Origin of the sequence: Paracoccus sp. J39 (assembly GCF_000518925.1) — a bacterium.
Taxonomy (GTDB): Bacteria; Pseudomonadota; Alphaproteobacteria; order Rhodobacterales; family Rhodobacteraceae; genus Paracoccus.
In genome coordinates this window covers 95,696-113,108 of sequence record NZ_JAEN01000006.1, presented here as the reverse complement: position 1 = coordinate 113,108, position 17,413 = coordinate 95,696, and the positions used below count along the sequence as shown (strand labels likewise).

At 70.1% G+C, this 17,413-nt stretch carries 17 protein-coding genes; 7 read left to right on the top strand and 10 right to left on the bottom strand.

Translation table 11 applies throughout. The features are described from left to right. The first annotated feature begins 41 nt into the window (after positions 1–41). The 5 genes from L632_RS0107925 to L632_RS22215 all read left to right on the top strand — a co-directional run bounded on the left by L632_RS0107925 (position 42) and on the right by L632_RS22215 (position 5,524). The gene (locus L632_RS0107925) at positions 42–599 is read left to right on the top strand and encodes an NAD(P)H-dependent oxidoreductase (protein WP_028712990.1); all 558 of its coding nucleotides are present in this window, start codon (positions 42–44) and stop codon (positions 597–599) included. Between the two features lie 15 nt (positions 600–614). Next, the gene (locus tag L632_RS0107920) at positions 615–2,072 is read left to right on the top strand and encodes an LLM class flavin-dependent oxidoreductase (RefSeq protein WP_028712991.1); all 1,458 of its coding nucleotides are present in this window, start codon (positions 615–617) and stop codon (positions 2,070–2,072) included. After that, positions 2,069–3,196: an FMNH2-dependent alkanesulfonate monooxygenase gene (ssuD, locus tag L632_RS0107915; protein WP_028716598.1), complete on the top strand. Its 1,128-nt coding sequence runs from the start codon at positions 2,069–2,071 to the stop codon at positions 3,194–3,196. Before L632_RS0107920 ends, ssuD begins: the two co-directional genes overlap by 4 nt. A gap of 208 nt (positions 3,197–3,404) precedes the next feature. Next, complete coding sequence (ribB, locus tag L632_RS22220; protein WP_051476395.1) at positions 3,405–4,088, top strand: 3,4-dihydroxy-2-butanone-4-phosphate synthase; 684 nt, start codon at positions 3,405–3,407, stop codon at positions 4,086–4,088. Further along, complete coding sequence (locus L632_RS22215) at positions 4,085–5,524, top strand: FAD/NAD(P)-binding protein (protein ID WP_036697617.1); 1,440 nt, start codon at positions 4,085–4,087, stop codon at positions 5,522–5,524. The genes ribB and L632_RS22215 overlap by 4 nt, the downstream gene beginning before the upstream one ends. Here L632_RS22215 and L632_RS0107895 read toward each other — a convergent pair. Together L632_RS0107895 and L632_RS22210 are read right to left on the bottom strand one after the other, a co-directional pair. Further along, complete coding sequence (locus L632_RS0107895) at positions 5,510–5,830, bottom strand: hypothetical protein (RefSeq protein WP_028712995.1); 321 nt, start codon at positions 5,828–5,830, stop codon at positions 5,510–5,512. The genes L632_RS22215 and L632_RS0107895 overlap by 15 nt on opposite strands. After that, positions 5,814–6,080, bottom strand: a complete 267-nt coding sequence (locus L632_RS22210) for a hypothetical protein (RefSeq protein ID WP_230378813.1) — start codon at positions 6,078–6,080, stop codon at positions 5,814–5,816. The genes L632_RS0107895 and L632_RS22210 overlap by 17 nt, the downstream gene beginning before the upstream one ends. 141 nt (positions 6,081–6,221) lie before the next feature. Between L632_RS22210 and L632_RS0107885 the strand changes: the two genes are divergently transcribed. Next, positions 6,222–6,695 (top strand): Lrp/AsnC family transcriptional regulator, encoded by a 474-nt coding sequence (locus L632_RS0107885; protein WP_028712997.1) that lies wholly within the window; start codon positions 6,222–6,224, stop codon positions 6,693–6,695. Between the two features lie 33 nt (positions 6,696–6,728). Here the strand turns inward: L632_RS0107885 and L632_RS0107880 are convergent, their stop codons facing one another. The 4 genes from L632_RS0107880 to L632_RS0107865 are packed head-to-tail and all read right to left on the bottom strand — an operon-like array spanning position 6,729 to position 11,311. Continuing rightward, positions 6,729–7,715, bottom strand: a complete 987-nt coding sequence (locus L632_RS0107880) for a spore coat U domain-containing protein (RefSeq protein WP_051476394.1) — start codon at positions 7,713–7,715, stop codon at positions 6,729–6,731. Then, a complete protein-coding gene (locus tag L632_RS0107875) occupies positions 7,712–10,114 on the bottom strand; it encodes a fimbria/pilus outer membrane usher protein (protein ID WP_051416234.1) in 2,403 nt (800 codons plus the stop codon). The genes L632_RS0107880 and L632_RS0107875 overlap by 4 nt, the downstream gene beginning before the upstream one ends. Next, positions 10,092–10,802, bottom strand: a complete 711-nt coding sequence (locus L632_RS0107870) for a molecular chaperone (protein ID WP_036697653.1) — start codon at positions 10,800–10,802, stop codon at positions 10,092–10,094. The genes L632_RS0107875 and L632_RS0107870 overlap by 23 nt, the downstream gene beginning before the upstream one ends. A 14-nt stretch (positions 10,803–10,816) precedes the next feature. Continuing rightward, a complete protein-coding gene (locus L632_RS0107865) occupies positions 10,817–11,311 on the bottom strand; it encodes a spore coat U domain-containing protein (RefSeq protein WP_198019345.1) in 495 nt (164 codons plus the stop codon). Between the two features lie 690 nt (positions 11,312–12,001). Between L632_RS0107865 and L632_RS0107860 the strand changes: the two genes are divergently transcribed. Next, positions 12,002–12,304, top strand: a complete 303-nt coding sequence (locus tag L632_RS0107860) for a GNAT family N-acetyltransferase (RefSeq protein ID WP_028713002.1) — start codon at positions 12,002–12,004, stop codon at positions 12,302–12,304. A 149-nt stretch (positions 12,305–12,453) separates the two neighbouring features. Here L632_RS0107860 and L632_RS0107855 read toward each other — a convergent pair whose 3' ends face one another. The 4 genes from L632_RS0107855 to L632_RS0107840 all read right to left on the bottom strand — a co-directional run bounded on the left by L632_RS0107855 (position 12,454) and on the right by L632_RS0107840 (position 17,281). Next, positions 12,454–12,996: an NADPH-dependent FMN reductase gene (locus L632_RS0107855; protein WP_028713003.1), complete on the bottom strand. Its 543-nt coding sequence runs from the start codon at positions 12,994–12,996 to the stop codon at positions 12,454–12,456. 409 nt (positions 12,997–13,405) lie between these two features. Further along, a complete protein-coding gene (gene glcF, locus L632_RS0107850) occupies positions 13,406–14,710 on the bottom strand; it encodes a glycolate oxidase subunit GlcF (RefSeq protein ID WP_028713004.1) in 1,305 nt (434 codons plus the stop codon). Position 14,711: 1 nt separating this feature from the next. Next, positions 14,712–15,845 (bottom strand): FAD-binding protein, encoded by a 1,134-nt coding sequence (locus tag L632_RS0107845; protein ID WP_028713005.1) that lies wholly within the window; start codon positions 15,843–15,845, stop codon positions 14,712–14,714. Next, positions 15,842–17,281, bottom strand: a complete 1,440-nt coding sequence (locus tag L632_RS0107840; RefSeq protein WP_371255970.1) for an FAD-linked oxidase C-terminal domain-containing protein — start codon at positions 17,279–17,281, stop codon at positions 15,842–15,844. Before L632_RS0107840 ends, L632_RS0107845 begins: the two co-directional genes overlap by 4 nt. Between the last annotated feature and the right edge of the window lie 132 nt (positions 17,282–17,413).

Below are 17,413 nucleotides of genomic sequence, written 5' to 3'. Positions count from 1 at the left end.
TGTTTTCACTACCAACCAAGTCGTCTTTTAGGGAAATGCCCGTGCCTGGACCCCGTTTCGTCGCCTTCGCCGGCTCCTGGAGCCGCCCCTCGAAAACCCGCCTGCTGGTGGCCGAGGCCGCAGATCGCGCCGTCGCCCGTTTCGGCGGCAGCGCGCATGTCTTCGACATCGGCGATCTGGGGGCGGATTTCGGCACGCTGCGCCAGCCGCATGGTTCCGGGCTGCGCCCGCATCTGGACGCCTTTCTGCAGGCCGATGCGCTGATCGTCGCCAGCCCGGTCCACAAGGGCAGCTATACCGGATTGTTCAAGCATTTCATCGATCTGCTGGACCCGGCCGCATTGGCCGGCAAGCCGGTTCTGCTGGCGGCGACCGGCGGCGGCGACCGTCATGCGCTGGTGATCGAACACCAGCTCCGGCCGGTCTTCGGCTTTTTCGAGGCCCATACGCTGGCGACGGGGCTCTATGTCTCGTCCTCGGATTTCGACGGCGAGGCGCTGGCTTCCGGATCCGCCTCGCAGCGGCTGGATCGGGCGGTGGCGCAGTTCGCCGCGCATCTTCCCAGCCGGCAGGCGGCGCCCCTGCGCGCAGCGGGCTGAATTGTCGGGGCGATCATGACCATTCCAGCGAAAAAGCGCATCATCCTCAACGCCTTCGACATGACCTGCGTCGGCCATCAGGCGGCGGGGACGTGGCGGCATCCCTCCAGCCAGGCCTGGCGCTACAACGATCTGGAATACTGGACCAACCTCGCCGTCGAGCTTGAGCGCGGCTGCTTCGACACGCTGTTCATCGCCGATGTGGTCGGCGTCTACGACGTCTATCGCGGCTCGGCCGAGGCGGCGCTGCACGACGCGGCGCAGGTGCCGGTGAACGATCCGTTCGGGGCGATCTCGGCCATGGCGGCGGTGACGCGGGATCTCGGCTTCGGCATCACCGCAGCGGTGACCTTCGAGCATCCCTATCTGCTGGCGCGCCGGCTTTCGACGCTGGACCACCTGAGCAAGGGCCGGGTGGCCTGGAACGTGGTCTCCTCTTACCTGGACAGCGCCGCGAGGAATATCGGCATGGAGCGCCAGATCGCCCATGACGCCCGCTACGACCTGGCCGAGGAATACATGGAAGTCGCCTACAAGCTGTGGGAGGGCAGCTGGGAAGACGGCGCCGTCCTGCGCGACAAGGAAAGGGGCATCTTCACCGACGCGCGCAAGGTCCATCCGATCCGGCACGAGGGCGAGTATTTCAAGGTTCCCGGCTTCCATCTCTGCGAGCCCTCGCCGCAGCGCACGCCGGTGATCTTCCAGGCCGGGGCCAGTTCGCGCGGCCGGCAGTTCGCGGCGCGCCATGCCGAGGCCATGTTCGTGCTGGCGACCAGCCCCGGGACGGCGCGGAAGCTGACCGATGCCATCCGCGCCGAGGTGGCCGGGGCCGGACGCGAACCGGACAGCCTGAAGATCTTCGCCCTGCTGACCGTCGTCACCGGCCCGACCGACGAGGCCGCGCGGCGCAAGTATGAGGAATACCTGGATTATGCCAGCGCCGAGGGGGCGCTGGCGCTTTACGGCGGCTGGACCGGGCTGGACTTCTCGACGCTCGACCCCGACCAGCCGCTGGCGGCGGTGGAGAACGATAGCCTGCGCACCACGCTGGAATCGCTGGCGGCCGACGGCGAAGCCTGGACGGTGCGCGACGTGATCCGCAGGCGCTCGATCGGCGGGCTTGGCCCGGTGCTGGTCGGCGGGCCGCAGACCGTGGCCGACGCGCTGGAGAAATGGGTCGACGAGGGCGGCGTGGACGGGTTCAACCTGGCCTATGCCGTCACCCCGGCCTCGACCACGGATTTCATCGACTTCGTGGTGCCCGAGCTGCGCAAGCGCGGCCGGGCGCAGACGGAATACGCGCCCGGCACGCTGCGCGAAAAGCTGCTGGGCGACCCGGGCGGCCGGGTGCGCGACAGCCATCCCGCCGCACAATGGCGCCGGCACTACATCGGCCGCGAAAGCGTCGCCGATGCCAGCCGCCCCTCGGCATTCGAGGGAACGGACCCGCGTTACACGGAGGCTGCGGAATGACCACGCCGGAGGTTTTCTGGTTCCTGCCCAGTTCGGGCGACACGCGCTATCTGGGCATCTCGGATTTCGGCCGCGCGCCCAGCACCGCCTATCTGCGCGACATCGGCACCACGGTGGACCGGCTGGGCTATGACGGCATGCTGATCCCGACCGGGGCAAGCTGCCTCGATCCCTGGGTGGCGGCGGCGGCGCTGGCGCCCGTGACGCAGCGGGTCAAGCTGCTGGTGGCGCTGCGCACCTCGATCAGCGGCCCGACCGCCGCGGCGCGGCAGGCGGCCTCGCTGGACGAGGCGCTTGGCGGGCGGCTGCTGCTGAACGTGGTGCCGGGCGGCGACCCGCGCGAACTGGCCGCCGACGGCGCCTTCTTCAGCCATGACGGCCGCTATGAGAACGCCGAGGAGTTCCTGACGGTCTGTAAGCGGCTGATGCAGGGCGAAACGGTGGATTTCCACGGCAAGCACATCCGCGTCGAGGGGGCGAGGAACTTCCATCCCGGCCCGCAGGCACCCTATCCGCCGCTGTATTTCGGCGGCTCTTCCGAGGCGGCGCACGAGTTGGCCGGCAAGCATGTCGATGCCTATCTGACCTGGGGCGAGCCGCGCCCCGCCGTGGCCGCGAAGATCGCCGATGTGCGGGCCCGCGCCGCGAAACATGGCCGCAAGGTCCGCTTCGGCATCCGCCTGCACGCCATCGTGCGCGAGACCGAGGCCGAGGCCTGGGCCGAGGCCGAGCGCCTGATCAGCCGCCTGACCGATGACGACATCGCCCGGGCGCAGGCGAATTACGCGACCATGGATTCGGTCGGGCAGCGCCGCATGGCCGCGCTGCACGGGGGGAGCCGCGACAAGCTGGAGATCGCGCCGAATCTCTGGGCCGGGGTCGGGCTGGTGCGTGGTGGCGCCGGCACGGCCCTGGTCGGCGACCCCGAGACGGTCGCGGCGCGGATGCGCGAATACCAGGAGCTGGGCATCGAGACCTTCATCATGTCCGGCTATCCGCATCTGGAAGAATCGATCCGCTTTGCCGAACTGGTCTTCCCGCTGCTGGGCAAGCGGGCGGTGACGCTGCGCGGCAGCAGCCAGACCGGCGGCGCCTTCGACATTCGCGCCCGCGCCGCCTCCTGAGCAATGCCATGGGCTTTCCCCTCATCGGCATGGGCGGCCGCGCCGGCCCGCGGGACAGCGGCGAACACCTCGCCCACCCGGCCAAGCCCCAAGGCTTTCCGGACGAAATCCGGGATGCCGCCCTGCCCCGCGCCATGCAGGCAGGGTTTTTCCACGACAATGCGCCAAGGCGGCTGGACCTTGGCGAAACCGAAGGCAGGAGGTCTCCATGACCGTGAAAACCCCGGAACGGCTTGACGCGCATGTACGGGCCGCTATCGCCGATATCGCCGCCGGGCGGCTGGTCATCGTCACCGATGACGAGGACCGCGAGAACGAGGGCGACCTGATCGGCGCCGCCGCGGCCATGGGGCGGGCCGAGGTGGCCTTCATGGTGCGCCACACCACCGGCATCCTCTGCGCGGCCATGGACCCGGCACGCTGCGCCGGCTTCGACCTGCCGCCGATGGTGCAGGGCAACCAGGACCCGAACGGCACCGCCTATACCGTCAGCTGCGACGCGGCGGCCTGCGGCACCGGCGTCTCGGCCCAGGACCGGCTTCTGACCCTGCGCACGCTTGCCGGGCACCCTGATCCGGCGGCCCTCCGCCGGCCCGGCCACATGTTCCCGCTGCGCGCGCAGCCCGGCGGCGTGCTGGCCCGGCCCGGCCACACCGAGGCCGCCTGGGAGCTGGCCAACCGCGCGGGCCTGCCCGGCGTCGGCGTGCTGGCCGAACTGGTCAACGACGACGGCAGCATGATGCGCGGCCCGGCGCTGCAGGCCTTCGCCAGCCGCCACGGCCTGCGGCAGCTGGCGATCACCGAGCTGATCGCCTGGCGGCTGGCCGGCGAAGGCGCCGCGCCTCTCGCAAGCCAGGCCGTCCCGGACCCGATGATGGATGAGGTCGCATGAAGGATCTGGGCCCGAACCAGCCGGCCGCGGCCATGCCGGTCGTGGCGATCATCGGCGGCGGCTTCAGCGGCGCGACGGTCGCCTGGCATCTGGCGCGCGCCCTGTCGGCGCCCGCCGCGATCCTGGTGATCGAGCCGCGTCCCCGGCTGGGCGAGGGCCTGGCCTATTCGACCGCCGATCCCAGCCATCGCATCAATGTCCCCGCCGCGCGCATGACCATGGACTGCGCCGAGGAGGGCGGCCTCCAGCACTGGATCGAGACCAGCGGCGCCGGGCTTTCCCCGGGCAGCCGGGCCGCGAACGGGGCGCTGTTCCCGCAGCGCCGGCTGGTGGCCGATTACGTGAACGCCAACCTGCAGCCCTATCTGGCGACCGGGCGCATCCGCCATCTGCGCGCCCGCGCCATCGAGGTCGTCCGCAAGGCGGGGTTCCGCATCCGGCTGGACGATGGCAGCGAGCTGGCCGCCGACCGCGTGGTCATCGCGACCAGCCATCCGCCGCCCGGCATTCCCCGCGCCCTTGCCGCGCTGCGCGATTCGCCGCGGCTGATCGCCGATCCCTCGGGACAAGGCCGGCAGCTGGCAGCGGTGGCGCAATCGGCGCGCCGGGTGCTGGTGGTCGGCACCGGGCTGACCTCGGCCGACGTGATCGCCAGCCTCGACCGGCAGGGCTTTGCCGGCCGCATCCTGGCGCTGTCGCGGCGCGGCCTGCGCTCGCGCGGGCATGCCTTCGACTATCCGGAATCGACGGTGGATTTCGCCGAAAAGCCGGCGCGCAGCGCGCTGGAGCTGCTGCGCCGCATCCGCGAGGCGGTGCGGCGCGACAGCGATGCCGGCCTGCCCTGGCAGGCGGCGCTGGACCAGGTGCGCCGCGACGGCCAAGCGATCTGGGCCGCCCTGCCCCAGGCCGAGCGCGGCAAGCTGCTGCGCTGGCTGCGCGTCTGGTGGGACGTTCACCGCTTCCGCATCGCGCCCCAGGTCGAGGAGGTGCTGGACCGGCTGGTCGCCCAGGACCGGCTGCGGATCGTCGCCGGGCGGCTGCTAGCCGCGCATGAGGCGCCGGGCGGCATCGAGGTGGACTGGCACGCCCGCCGCGTCGCGCCGCAGAGCGAGCTTTTCGACGCGGTGATCCTGACCACCGGCCCGGCGCATGGCGACATCCTGCAAAGCTCGGCCCTGCTCGACGCCATGGCCCGGGCCGGGCTGATCCGCCCCGACCCGCTGGGTCTGGGGCTGGAGGTAACCGATCATTGCCGGGCCGTCGGCGGCGACGGCCGGCCGGTGCCCGGCCTGCTGGTCGCCGGACCGCTGGCGCGCAGCCATGTCGGCGAGCTGATGGGCATCCCCGAAGTCACCGCCCATGCCGAGGCCGTCGCGGCCCGGCTGGCCGAAAGCCTGCCCGCGGCGGCGCCCGCCCGGCGGTCAGACCCCGCGTGAAAGCGCCCTGCGCAAGGCCAGACGCGCCTCGCGCAGCGCCCGGCCCGATTGTCCCGGCCATGGACCCTGCCCCAGCTGGGCCTGCAGCAGCGCCAGGTCCTGTTCGGCGGTCAGCCCCAACCAATCCGCCGGAAGCAGCAGCACCCGCAGCCGGCGCAGGCGCGCCGCATCGCCGGACCAGAGCGCAAACCAGCGCGGCCCGGCCTCGCGCACCGACCACTCGCCGCCGACCGGCGCGGGATGCCGCCGCCTGCTGGTGGTCAGCAGGAAAACCCGGTCGAGGATGCGCTCAGCCGGGCCTGCCATCGCCCGGCCCTCTGCCGTCGCGCCGCGGGGGCTCGACCGGCTCGACATGGGTCCGCCACAGCGTCCGGTCGCGGCCGCGCAGCAATTCGGCGGCCGCATGCCGCGGCGCATGGGTCAGGAAACTCAGCGGCTTGCCGTTCACCCGGGGCACCTCTCCGGTGCGGCGGTCGATCAGCCGCACCTCGAACAGCTGGTCGCCTTCCTTCCGCGGGGCCAGCAGCCCGGCGCCGGAAAACTGGATCATGGTCATGCGGGGCCCTCCTGTCGAAGAATCGCCAAAGCCTGCCTGTCGCAAGTCAACAGTATACACGATCTAACACATAGACAATATCGTTTATCTTCGGCATAAGGAACGCATGAACTCTCTGCCGGCTGCACAAGGGAAGGAAACATGGCTGACCTGGACCTGATCGACCGCAAGATCGTGGCCGAACTGATGCAGGATGCGACCCTGCCCATCGCGCAGATCGCCGACAAGGTCGGCCTGTCGCAGACCCCGTGCTGGAAGCGCATCCAGAAGCTGGAGGCCAGCGGCGTGCTGACCGGCCGCGTGGCGCTGGCCGACCCGGACAAGCTGGGCTTCGGCATCATCGTCTTCGTCGAGATCGAGGCGCCCAACCATTCCGTGGAATGGCGCGAGGAATTCACCCGCGCCGTCGAGGGCCTGCCCGAGATCATGGAGGCCTATCGCATGGCCGGGCAGATGGACTACCTGCTGCGCGTCGCGGTGCCCAGCATGGAGGCCTTCGACCTGTTCTACAAGCGGCTGACCGACGCGGTGCCGATCAAGAACGTGACCTCGCATTTCTCGATGGAGCGCATCCGCTACACCACCGCCTACCCGGTGGACAGCCGCAACCGCTGACCGGCCCGCCCTCCGTGGCGCGGCGGGCGCGGTTCAATAGGTCACCGTCACCACCACCGTGTCGGAATAGCTGCCGGGCGGCGGCGTGGGCTGGGCCGGGACCCGGCCGAAAACCGTGAAGCCCTGCGCCGCCCCCGAACCCGCCGCGGTCATCGCCAGCCCGTCCGCCAGCTGGCCCCAGCCCAGCGTCCGGCCGGGGTCGCGATAAAGCTGATAGCCGATCCGGTTCCCCGCCAGATCGCGCATCTGCCGGTCGTTCACGCCATTGCCCTGCAGCCCGTAGCCCAGCCCCAGCTGATAGCTCGACCCGGCTGTGCAGGTGACGCGGATCTGGCTGGTGGCGTCGACCGGCTGGTCCAGCAGCCCGGCCGAGCCGAAATCCAGATCATCCGCCTCGACCCGGCAGTCCGGCACCACCTGCGCCCGCACGGTAAAGCTGAAGGTCGCCGTCCGGTCGGTGCAAAGCAGGATGATGTTGCAGGTCCGGTAATCCACCCGCACGTCCAGCGGGTTGCGGGAGAAAGCCGAGGCATAGCTGCCCGGCATCACCCCGCCCTGCCCGCCCGGCACGCGGGCATGGACCGGCACGTTCATGCCCGATCCGGTCAGCAGCGTCAGCACGCTGGCGCCCGTCAGCCGCAGCGGCTGCCCGCCATGGCTGCCGTAACTGCCGCCAAAGACCACGCTGCGGGCCGCATCCTGATACAGCTGGTAGCCCAGCCCGGTCGAGGTGGTGGCGCTGGTCATGCGCCGCATCCCGCCGCCAAGCCCGCCCAGCCCCTCGCCCAGATGGATGCGCATGTCGATCGAGGACAAGAGTCCCAGGAAGGCCGAGCAGTTGATGGCGATATTGCCCGTCGCATCGGTCGGGCCGCCGCCAAGCACGTCGACCGGACCCAGCACGACATCGGTGGCGGAAAAGCTGCAGCTCTGCGCCCGGACCAGACCGGCCGAGGCCAGCAGAAGCAGCAGGGCGAACAGCATCGGGCGCAGCATCGGCGCCAGTCGCGGCGGGGTCACAGGCAGGGCACTCCTCGGATTTCGGTCAGGGTTCCGGGCTGGTCGGCATAGTCGAACTGTGCGGCGCAGCTGCGGCCGTCGGGATAGGAAATCCGGATCTCGTTGCGGTCGCGCAGTCCCAGCGCAAAGACCTCGCCGTCGAAGCCGACCAGCAATTCGCCGTCATCCGCGCCGTTCAGCACCACGCGGCCGCCCACCTCCAGCGGGCGGCCGTCACCGCCGACCAGAGCGATCAGCGCCTCGCGCGCGCTGGCCTCGACACCGAAATCCACCCGGGCCCCGGCGCGATGGGCGGGACGCACCGTCTGCTTCGTCACCCCCACCGCCGCATCCAGCGGCAGGGCGGCCGGGTCGATCGTGACGCTGTTCGCCTCATAGGCGCGCAGGTCCGGCACCAGGATCTTGCCCGAGCGGCCGGTCCGGCCCACGGGGCGATTCTCGGCGCTGACCTCGACGCCCGGCGCGCCGGCATCGACCACCGCGAAGGCGTCGTCGATGCGCCGCGACAGAAACACCCCGCCGCCCGCCACCACGACCGAGCCGTCCAGCCGCAGCCCCAGCCCGCGGCCATGCTGCGACACGCGGGCGCCGACTTCCGCGCGGCCCAGCCGGCCTTCGCGCGCGGCGCTGCCCTGCAGGGCAAGGCGCTCGCCCCGGTCGGCCTGCAGGCGCCAGCTCCATCCCGGCACCCGGCTCTCGCTGCGGCCGCTGGCGGTGGCGTATTGCCGCCAGCCTTCGCGGCGATGCTCGATCATCGTCCCGATATCGCGGCGCGCGCCCAGCGGCACATGCAGCTGCGCGCCGATCACCCGGTCGTCCTGCGCGCCGCGCTGCGCCAGCGCGGTCAGGGTCAGGCTGGCATCGCCCCAGACCTGCCGGTTGTAGGAGGCGCCGATGCTGGTCTCGTCCGGCCCGTCCGCATGGCGCAGGTCGGACAGGAACAGGCTGGCCGCGCTGCCCCGTTCCCGCCCCAGGGGCATGGAAAAGGCCAGCTGCGCCAATCGCCGGGGAAACCCGGCCAGCCCCGGCTCGATCAGGTCGGGATCGGCGGTCAGCGCGGCGATATCAGCAAAGCCGCCGCTGGTCCGCATGACCCGCCCCGAGACCTGCGTCCGGCCAAAGCTCAGCCGGGTCGAAAGGTCCAGCAGGCTGCCCTGCCCCCGGTCCGAGCGGCTATGCGCCAGGCTCAGGCTGGCGGTGCCCAGATGCGCGATGCGGAAGGTCGCGCCGAGGCCGCCCATGGCCAGCCCGCCGCCGCCCTCGGCATGGGCCATCAGCGTCAGTCCGTCGGTCAGGCCGTAGCGCAGCGTCGCCGCCCCGAAGACACCCTCGGCATAGCGGTCGGTGCCGGTGCCGATGCCCAGCCGCGGCCGGCCCGCGGCCAGCGCGAAATCGGCCATGCCCCGGCGCAGCAGCTCGTCCGAGACCAGGAAGGGCAGGTCGATCTGCGTCTCGCGCCCGGTGACATCGCGCACCACGACCCGCGCCATGCCCGCGCCGCCGGCCAGCGGCAGGTCGTCGATGCGGAACGGGCCGGCCGGAACCTCGGCGGCATAGGCGCGGATGGAATCGGCAAAGACCTCGACCGTCGAGGGCAAGGCCGCGCTGCCCTCGAATCCCGGCAGCGGCAGGGTGACCAGATCGGGGCGCAGGCCGAAATTGCGCTCGACCATCAGCCCGCCCAGCCGCACCGGCCGGGACCAGCCGGGACCGCGCGTGGCGATGTCGCCCAGCTGCACCTGCACCGCACGACCGGGAAAGGAGCTGCGCCAGTAACTGTCGAGCCGGCGGTGGCGCAGCGTGCCCGCCTCGTCCTCGGCCATGGCGAAACCGTGGGTCAGCACGCCCAGCGGCATGAACAGCCGCGCGTCGAAACCGCCCGAGACGCTGCGATCCGCCAGGCCCTGCGCGCCCCGCCAGGCGTCGAGGTTCAGCCCGTAGTTCAGCACCAGCCCGTAGCCGTGATCGACCGGCGGGGCCGCGGCCTCTTTCTCTTCTTCCGGCGCGGCATCGGGGGCGGCGCTCAGCACATGCGGGGCCAGCAGAGCGTCGGGAACGACGAAGCGGATGGTCTGCTCCGGCTCGACCAGCCGCCAGCCAAGGCCGGGGATCTGGTCCAGCCGCACCTCGCCCCGCACGGCCGCGGCATCGGGCAGGACGCCGCTGTTGCGCAGCTCGTCGGCATCGGCCGACAGCGCCCCGCCGCCCAGGTCGGTGAACCGGGTGATCAGGTTCATCGGCCGGCCGTTGACGAAGACCTCCAGATAAAGGTCGCGCCCGGTTTCCTCCGTCTGCTGCGCGGAAAGCGGACCGGCCAGCAGGGCGCAAAGCGCAAGGACAAGAAGTCTGCGGGTCAGCGGGTGTCCCCTGCCGGGGCTACCGCGCCGGGACCCGGGCATCCAGCGCCCCGAGATTGGTCGCCGCCCTCAGCCGGGCGCCGCCGCCCAGCCGGCCGGCCTGCGCCACCGGCCATTGCATGGTCGAACCGCCCAGCACATAGCCCACCAGACCCGGACGCGAGACCGAGGCGCCGCTGGCGCCGGTCAGGCGCAGATCGGCCAGCCGCAGCCGGGTGTCGCCGCGGTTCTGCGCCACAAGGAAGGTAGCGCCGCCGGAATTGCGCAGCGACCAGGCGACCTCGGGGCTGCGGGCCCCGCGGCCGGTGAAGAAGACGGGGATGCGCAGCTCGGTGGCGAAGGCGACCGCGCCGCTGCGGCGGCGGCTCTGGTCGGGCACCTCGTTGATGATGATGCGCCAGGCTTCCTCGCCCTTGACCGGGGATTTTGCGGTGCGCACCACGCGGATGGTCTGGGTGGCGCCGGGCGGCAGCCGGGTCGCGGGCGGGCTGACCACCACCTCGCCGCCGCGGCGCAGCTGCTCCTGCCCGCCGGATTGCGTCCAGCGGAAGGCCCGGGCCTGGACGGTGATCGTCTCGCGCCCCTCGTTGCGCAGGGTCAGCGTGGTCGCCGCCCCGGGCGCGGGCACCTCGAGCATCACGGGGGACACCCGCAGCCCCTCGGCGGCGGCAAGGCAGGGCGCAAGCGCCAGCGAGGCGGCCAGAAGGCCGCGACGAAGCAGGTCGAGCATGTTCGGCATTCCGTTCAATAGGTGACCGTCACCGTCACATTGTCGCTATAGCTGCCCGGCGCGGGCGTGGTCTGGGGGATGACCCGGCCATAGATGGTGAAGCTTTGCGCCGCGCCGGTTCCGGTCCCGGCCTGGGTATCGGTGCCCACCGTGTCGCCCCAGTTGGCGGTGCGGCCGCTGTCGCGGAACAGCTGATAGCTGATCGTGTCCAGGCTGGCCGAGCTCATCTGCCGGGTGGTGGTGGTCGCACCCGCCCCCTCGCCTGCGCCCAGGCCGATGTCATAAGGCGTCGAGCTGGTGCAGGCGACCTGCAGTGAGGCGGTGGCGTCGACATTGCCGGTCAGCACGCCCGCATTGCCGAAATCCAGCGTCTCGGTCGAGATGACCTGGCATTCCTCGGTAATGGTGATGCGGACGTCGAAACTGTCCGTGGCGGTCTGCGCCCAGGCCCCCAAGGGCACCAGCACCATGCATCCCGCAAGAGCCGCGCGCATCTTTGTTCCAATCATGGCAATTATCCGTCCGGATAGAAATATTCCTGAAAACAGGCCGCACAATCTTGGGCATCACGTGCTTATTGCACTAAACCTGCAGTTGTTAATACCTATTAACGCGCACCATTAGCGTCAACAGAAAAATATTGCATGGGATGCGGTATTTGAACGCAGGTTGGCGATTATATCCAATTTGTCTTTAACGCCTCGCTTGCGACAATATGCATATATCCGAATATATTTCTTATACACCAATATGTTGCGGGAAAATCCCCGGGCAAATGCCTTCCTTTGGGCAAACCCTTGGCGGAAGCTTTGGCTCGGGACCTGCTCATGTCTTTATGTCTGTTTGGTTGTAAGGTTTTTAACTGCTCTCGCGGCATTCTCCGCGCTCTTGGCCCATATTATACCGCCTTCGGAAGATGATCGAAAAACAACATGAGACCTTCGCCCGCGAATCTGATCGAAAATAAGACGCATTTGTCTGCAAATACCCCCTCGCCCTCCAGTCGCAGCAGGCTGCACCCCAAGGCCAGCCCACCGCCGAGAGCCGTCGCCCTCCGGACCCACCCCGCCCGGCATCATCCGTTCTGATTTTCCGAACGCCGTATCGCGCAATCCGCCGTCTGGACAGAACCGGCGGCGGCAGGCATCCTCGTCGGGACCGGCCCGGACCGGCGGCCGGCTTCGCAGAGGAAGCGCCCGATGACCAAGATCGCCGTGACCAAAGAGAACGACCGCTATGTCGCCCGCCTCCCCGGCATCGCTGCCGAGGGAGAGATCACCTTCACCCGCCGCGGCCCCGGCGTGATCAGCGCCGACCATACCGGCGTTCCCGAAGCCATGGCCGGCCGTGGCGTGGCCAGTGCCCTGCTGGAGTTCATGCTCGAGGACGCGCGGCAGAACGGTTTCCGCATCATCCCGCTCTGCCGCTATGTGCGCGGCCAATATGCTCGCCATCCCGAATGGGCCGAACTGTTCACCACCGCGCCCGGCGAAGACCCCTGAGGAGGAGACCATGGCCAAGACCAGCCCGAACCGATCCAGCTCGGCTCGGAGCTGATGCGCAGGGGCGCGCAGCGGTTCCGCAAGGTGCAGCAATGATATTTCCCGCGCCGTGCCGCGCTGATGCGCGAGGGCAGGCTCGGCTGATCCGCCTACAGTTCCGCCGCGAAGCCTGCAAGGAATTTGCGCAGCTGTCCGCGGGTCTTGTCGTCGGTCAGGTTGCCCTGATCGTCGAAGACCGATTCCGCGCGCGACACCATCAGCCGCCCGGCGGTCCACAGCTCGGTCTTGAGCGTCCGCAGCACCGGCAGCCAGTGGTTCTGCGCCAGGATGGTGCCGAAGCCGCCCGGCGAGGCGCCGATCACCGCCACCGGCTTGCCGACGAACATCGCCAGCCCCTCGCCGCGCGACATCCAGTCGATGACGTTCTTGAGCACGCCCGGCACGCCGTTGTTGTATTCCGGCGTGACCAGCAACAGCCCGTCCGCCGCCGCAAGCTGCGATTGCAGGGCGCGGACCGGCCCGGGCAGGCCCGATGCGGCCTCCAGGTCGCCGTCGTAAAGCGGCACGTCGCGGATCGCGCCGATCGGGATCTCCACCCCCTCGGGCGCAAGCTCGGCCGCGGCGCGCAACAGGCCGGCATTGAACGAGGCGCGCCGCAGGCTGCCGCCGAGGCCCAGAATGGTCTTGGTCATCGCTTTTCCTTTCCCAGGTGATGCGGTCAGCCGCTCAACGCCGCCGGGCCGCGGATCGTCGCCCCGGCGGGGAATATTTTTCGGCGGCCTATATGCGGCAGCCGGCCGAGGTAAGGGCCATACCGGTCTGATCCGCGTCGCCAGCCGGTTCGGACCGGCTTCTTCAGCTGTCTCCGCCTGCGCGACATCCGCTAGCGAAGGCACGACCGTCGCCATCCGCGAGCTGCGCTATGAGACCGGCTCGCCAGAGCGGCGGCAAGGCATCCTCGCCCTCGCACTGCTTGACCTGCCAGGCGCCGTTTGGAGGCCGGACAATTCGTCCCCCCTCCGGGCCATCGGGCTCGGAGAAGGCCATGCAGCTCTGCCTGTCGGACCTGTTGCTGCAAGCGCCGGTGGTCGAGGCGCTGCGCTAGGCGCCCCCGTCCCGGTCCTGCAGCGCCCGCGGCTTGGGCCCGCCGGTCGCCCAGTCGAGCAGCTCGGCCGTATGAACCACCGGCACGCCGGTGCCCGAGCCGATCTGCATCATGCAGCCGATATTGCCGGCGCTGATGACCTGGGGGGTCAGCGCCTCCAGCGTCTCGACCTTGCGGCGCTTCAACTCGGCCGAGATCGCCGGTTGCATCAGGTTGTAGGTGCCGGCCGAGCCGCAGCAGATATGCGCGTCCCTGGGCTCCAGCACGGTGAAGCCGGCGGCGGCCAGCAGCTCCTTCGGCGTCGCGCGGATCTGCTGGCCGTGCTGCAGCGAACAGGCGGCGTGATAGCCGACGCGCAAGGGCTCGGCATGGCCGGGCTCGCGCAGGCCCAGATCGGCCATGACCTCGGTGATGTCCCTGGCCAAGGCCGCGACCTGCGCGGCATCGGCCGCCAGCGGGTCATGCGCGAACATATGCCCGTAATCCTTGATCGTGGTGCCGCAGCCCGAGGTGTTGATGACCACGGCGTCCAGCCCCTCGCCCGCCACCTCGGCCATCAGCGCGCGGATATTGGCGGCGGCCATGGCGTGGCTTTCGTCGGTCTTGCCCATGTGATGGGTCAGCGCGCCGCAGCAGCCCAGGCCGCGCGGGATCACCACCTCGCAGCCGTGCCGGCGCAGCAGGCGGATGGTGGCGTCGTTGATGTCGGTGTTCAGCGCCCTTTGCGCGCAGCCGATCAGCAGCGCCACCCGCTTGCGGCGCGGCCCCTCGGCGGCAAAGACCTGCGGGCGGTCGTTCAGGCTGGGCGGCGGGATGTCGCGGGGCGCCATGTCCAGCATGGCCCGCAGCCGCGCATCCGGCACCAGCCGGCGAAACGGCCGCGCGAGCTTCGCGCCCATCAGCGCCAGCCGGAAGCGGCCCGGATAGGGCAGGATGCGCGCCAGAAGCCAGCGCAGCGCCCGCTCGCCCAGGGGACGGCGATAGGTCTTCTCGATATATTCGCGGGCGTGATCGACCAGATGCATGTAATGCACGCCCGAGGGGCAGGTGGTCATGCAGGACAGACAGGACAGGCAACGGTCGATATGGCCGACGGTCTTGGCGTCGGGAACCTTGCCGTTCTCCAGCATGTCCTTGATCAGGTAGATGCGGCCGCGCGGGCTGTCCAGCTCGTCGCCCAGCACCTTGTAGGTCGGGCAGGTCGCGGTGCAAAAGCCGCAATGGACGCAGCTGCGCAGGATCTCGTTGGCGCGGGCGGTGCCGGGATCGGCCAGTTGCTCTGCGGTGAAATTGGTCTGCATGTCACTGATCCATCAGGCCGGGATTGAGGATGCCGGCGGGGTCGAACCTCTGGCGCAGCCCGGCCGAAAGCCGGGCGACGGCCGGGGCCTCGGGCGGGAAGGCCGGGCCGGTGAGCCCGCCGCGCCGCACCAGCGTGGCATGGGGGGCGACCTGCCGCACCGCCTGCGCGCCGCCGGGCCCGCAATACCAGACCAGCCCGCCGCCCCAGTCCAGCGACGCCTCGCCGCCAAGCGCCTGCAGGGCCCGCACTGTCGCCGGTGCGTCGGTGGGCTTGACCAGCACCCGCCAGAGCGGCGCGTCCGAGCCGGCGAAGTGCGCCAGATCGCGCAGGTCGCGCCACAGGGCCAGGGTGGCCTCGGCATCCAGCAGCTCGGTCTCGCGCGGTGCCAGCAGCGCCAGCAGCCGGTCGCGGCGATAATCCATCTGCGGCCCCAGCCCCTCGACCCGCAGCCAGGCGGTGCCGTCGCGGAAGGCCGCGCCCGAGACCTCGAAAGGGGTCGCCAGCGCGGCCGAGAAGATCGCCACCGCCTCCTCGACCGTGACGCCGTGCAAGCCCAGCGTGCAGCGGTCGGGCAGATGCGGCAGGGTCTTCAGCGCCACTTCGGTCAGCACGCCCAGCGTGCCATGCGCGCCGCAAAAGAGCTTGCCCAGATCGAGGCCGGTGACGTTCTTCATCACCCTGCCGCCGTTCTTCAGCACCCTGCCCTGCCCGTCGACGAAGCGCAGGCCCAGAAGGTGGTCGCGGCAGGCCCCGGCCAGCATCCGGCGCGGCCCGCTGGCATTGGCCGCGACCACGCCGCCGATGGTCGGCGTGCCATTGCAGCCCAGCACGCCGCGCATGTCGGCGGGCTCGAAGGCCAGCGCCTGGCCCTCGGCGGCCAGCATCGCCTCGATCTGGTCCAAGGGCGTGCCGGCGCGGGCGATCAGCGTCATCTCGCCCGGCTCATAGGTCACGACGCCCGAGATCGCGGCGGTCGAGAGGGTGTCGCCCGGCAGATGCCCGGTTTCGACCCGCGTGCCGCCGCCGGCAAGGCGCAGCGGCTGGCGGGCGGCGAAACGCTCGGCAATCAGGGCGCCAAGCTCGGCCTCGCTGGCGGGGTTCAGCCCCGCGCGGCTGGGGGTCTCGGGGATCATCGGGTGGCTGCCTCCTCGCGCCAGGGCCGGCTTGCATCCAGCGGGAAGACCTTGGCCGGATTGAGCAGCCAGCGCGGGTCGAAAACGTCCTTGACCGCCATCTGGATCTCCAGGTCGGGGTCGTCATATTGCTTGCCCATCAGGTCGCGCTTTTCGATGCCCACGCCATGCTCGCCGGTCAGGCAGCCGCCGACATCGACGCAAAGCCGCAGGATGTCGTTGCCGAAAGCCTCGGCGCGTTCCAGGTCGCCGGGCTTGTTGGCGTTGAACAGGATCAGCGGGTGCATGTTGCCATCGCCGGCGTGAAAGACATTCGCGACCTCCAGCCCGTGCTGGCGCGAGAGTTCCCCGATCATCTTCAGCGTATAGGGCAGCTGCCCGACCGGCACGGTGCCGTCCAGGCAGATATAGTCGCCCAGCCGGCCCATGGCGCCAAAGGCCGATTTGCGGCCCTTCCAGATCGCCATGGCCTCGTCGGCATTGCGGCTTTCGCGGAACTCGACCGGGTTCAGGGCACCCGCGATCTCGCGGATGCGGGCGATCTGGTGGTCGATCTCGGCGGGCGAGCCCTCGACCTCGACGATCAGCACCGCGGCGCAATCGGGATAGCCGGCATGGGCAAAGGCCTCGACCGCGCGCAGGCAGACATCGTCCATGTATTCGATGGCGACCGGCAGCACGCCCGAGCGGATGATCCGCGCCACGCATTCCCCCGCCACCTCGGCGCCGTCGAAGCCGATCAGCACCGGGCGCGCGCCCTCGGGCCGCGGCAGGATACGCAAGGTGGCCTCGGTCACGATGCCGAGCTGGCCTTCCGAACCACACAGAAGCCCCATCAGGTCCAGGCCCGTCGGCCCCATTTCCGGCCCGCCCAGCTCGACCACCTCGCCGGTCGGCAGCACCACCGTGGCGCCCATCAGGTTGTTGGTGGTGACGCCGTATTTCAGGCAATGCGCCCCGCCCGAGTTCATCGCGATATTGCCCGCAATGGTGCAGGCCAGCTGCGAGGACGGGTCGGGCGCATAGAAGAAGCCCTGCGGCTCCAGCTCGGCGCTGACCGACAGGTTGGTCACGCCGGTCTGCACGCGGATGAAGCGGTTCGCGGTGTCGATCTCCAGCACCTCGCGCAGGCGCAGAGTGGCGATGATGACCGAATCCGCCGTGGGCAGCGCCCCCCCGGCCAGCGAGGTTCCCGCGCCGCGCGGCACCACCGGCACGCGCATTTCGTGGCAGATGCGCATGGCGGCAGCGACCTCTTCGGTCGTGCGCGGCAGCACCACCGCCAAAGGCGGACAGCGATAGGCGGTCAGCGCGTCGCATTCATAGGCGCGCGTCTCCTCGGGGTCCCAGATCACGGCATCCGCGGGCAGCACCTCGCGCAGGGCCGCGACGATCTGCGGCGCGCGCGCAATGATGCCCGCATCGGGCTGGGGCATGGCGATACCGGACAAGCTCTCCTCCCTTGGTCAGGCGGCAGGCGCGGGGCCTGCCTCTTCTTCTTGGTATAATTTTCAGACCATATTCGTCAATCGGTATTTTTCTGGACCGACAGCCTGCCCTATGCTTAC

Bases quoted from the DNA above. Each gene is read 5' to 3' on its own strand.
- glcF (WP_028713004.1), bottom strand. From the start codon at position 14,710: ATGCAGACCAATTTCACCGCAGAGCAACTGGCCGATCCCGGCACCGCC.
- L632_RS0107885 (WP_028712997.1), top strand. From the start codon at position 6,222: ATGGCTGACCTGGACCTGATCGACCGCAAGATCGTGGCCGAACTGATG.
- L632_RS22210 (WP_230378813.1), bottom strand. From the start codon at position 6,080: ATGACCATGATCCAGTTTTCCGGCGCCGGGCTGCTGGCCCCGCGGAAG.
- L632_RS0107845 (WP_028713005.1), bottom strand. From the start codon at position 15,845: ATGATCCCCGAGACCCCCAGCCGCGCGGGGCTGAACCCCGCCAGCGAG.
- L632_RS0107895 (WP_028712995.1), bottom strand. From the start codon at position 5,830: ATGGCAGGCCCGGCTGAGCGCATCCTCGACCGGGTTTTCCTGCTGACC.
- L632_RS0107875 (WP_051416234.1), bottom strand. From the start codon at position 10,114: ATGCCCGGGTCCCGGCGCGGTAGCCCCGGCAGGGGACACCCGCTGACC.
- L632_RS0107840 (WP_371255970.1), bottom strand. From the start codon at position 17,281: ATGCCCCAGCCCGATGCGGGCATCATTGCGCGCGCGCCGCAGATCGTC.
- L632_RS0107860 (WP_028713002.1), top strand. From the start codon at position 12,002: ATGACCAAGATCGCCGTGACCAAAGAGAACGACCGCTATGTCGCCCGC.
- ribB (WP_051476395.1), top strand. From the start codon at position 3,405: ATGACCGTGAAAACCCCGGAACGGCTTGACGCGCATGTACGGGCCGCT.
- L632_RS0107870 (WP_036697653.1), bottom strand. From the start codon at position 10,802: ATGCTCGACCTGCTTCGTCGCGGCCTTCTGGCCGCCTCGCTGGCGCTT.
- ssuD (WP_028716598.1), top strand. From the start codon at position 2,069: ATGACCACGCCGGAGGTTTTCTGGTTCCTGCCCAGTTCGGGCGACACG.
- L632_RS0107865 (WP_198019345.1), bottom strand. From the start codon at position 11,311: ATGATTGGAACAAAGATGCGCGCGGCTCTTGCGGGATGCATGGTGCTG.
- L632_RS0107920 (WP_028712991.1), top strand. From the start codon at position 615: ATGACCATTCCAGCGAAAAAGCGCATCATCCTCAACGCCTTCGACATG.
- L632_RS22215 (WP_036697617.1), top strand. From the start codon at position 4,085: ATGAAGGATCTGGGCCCGAACCAGCCGGCCGCGGCCATGCCGGTCGTG.
- L632_RS0107855 (WP_028713003.1), bottom strand. From the start codon at position 12,996: ATGACCAAGACCATTCTGGGCCTCGGCGGCAGCCTGCGGCGCGCCTCG.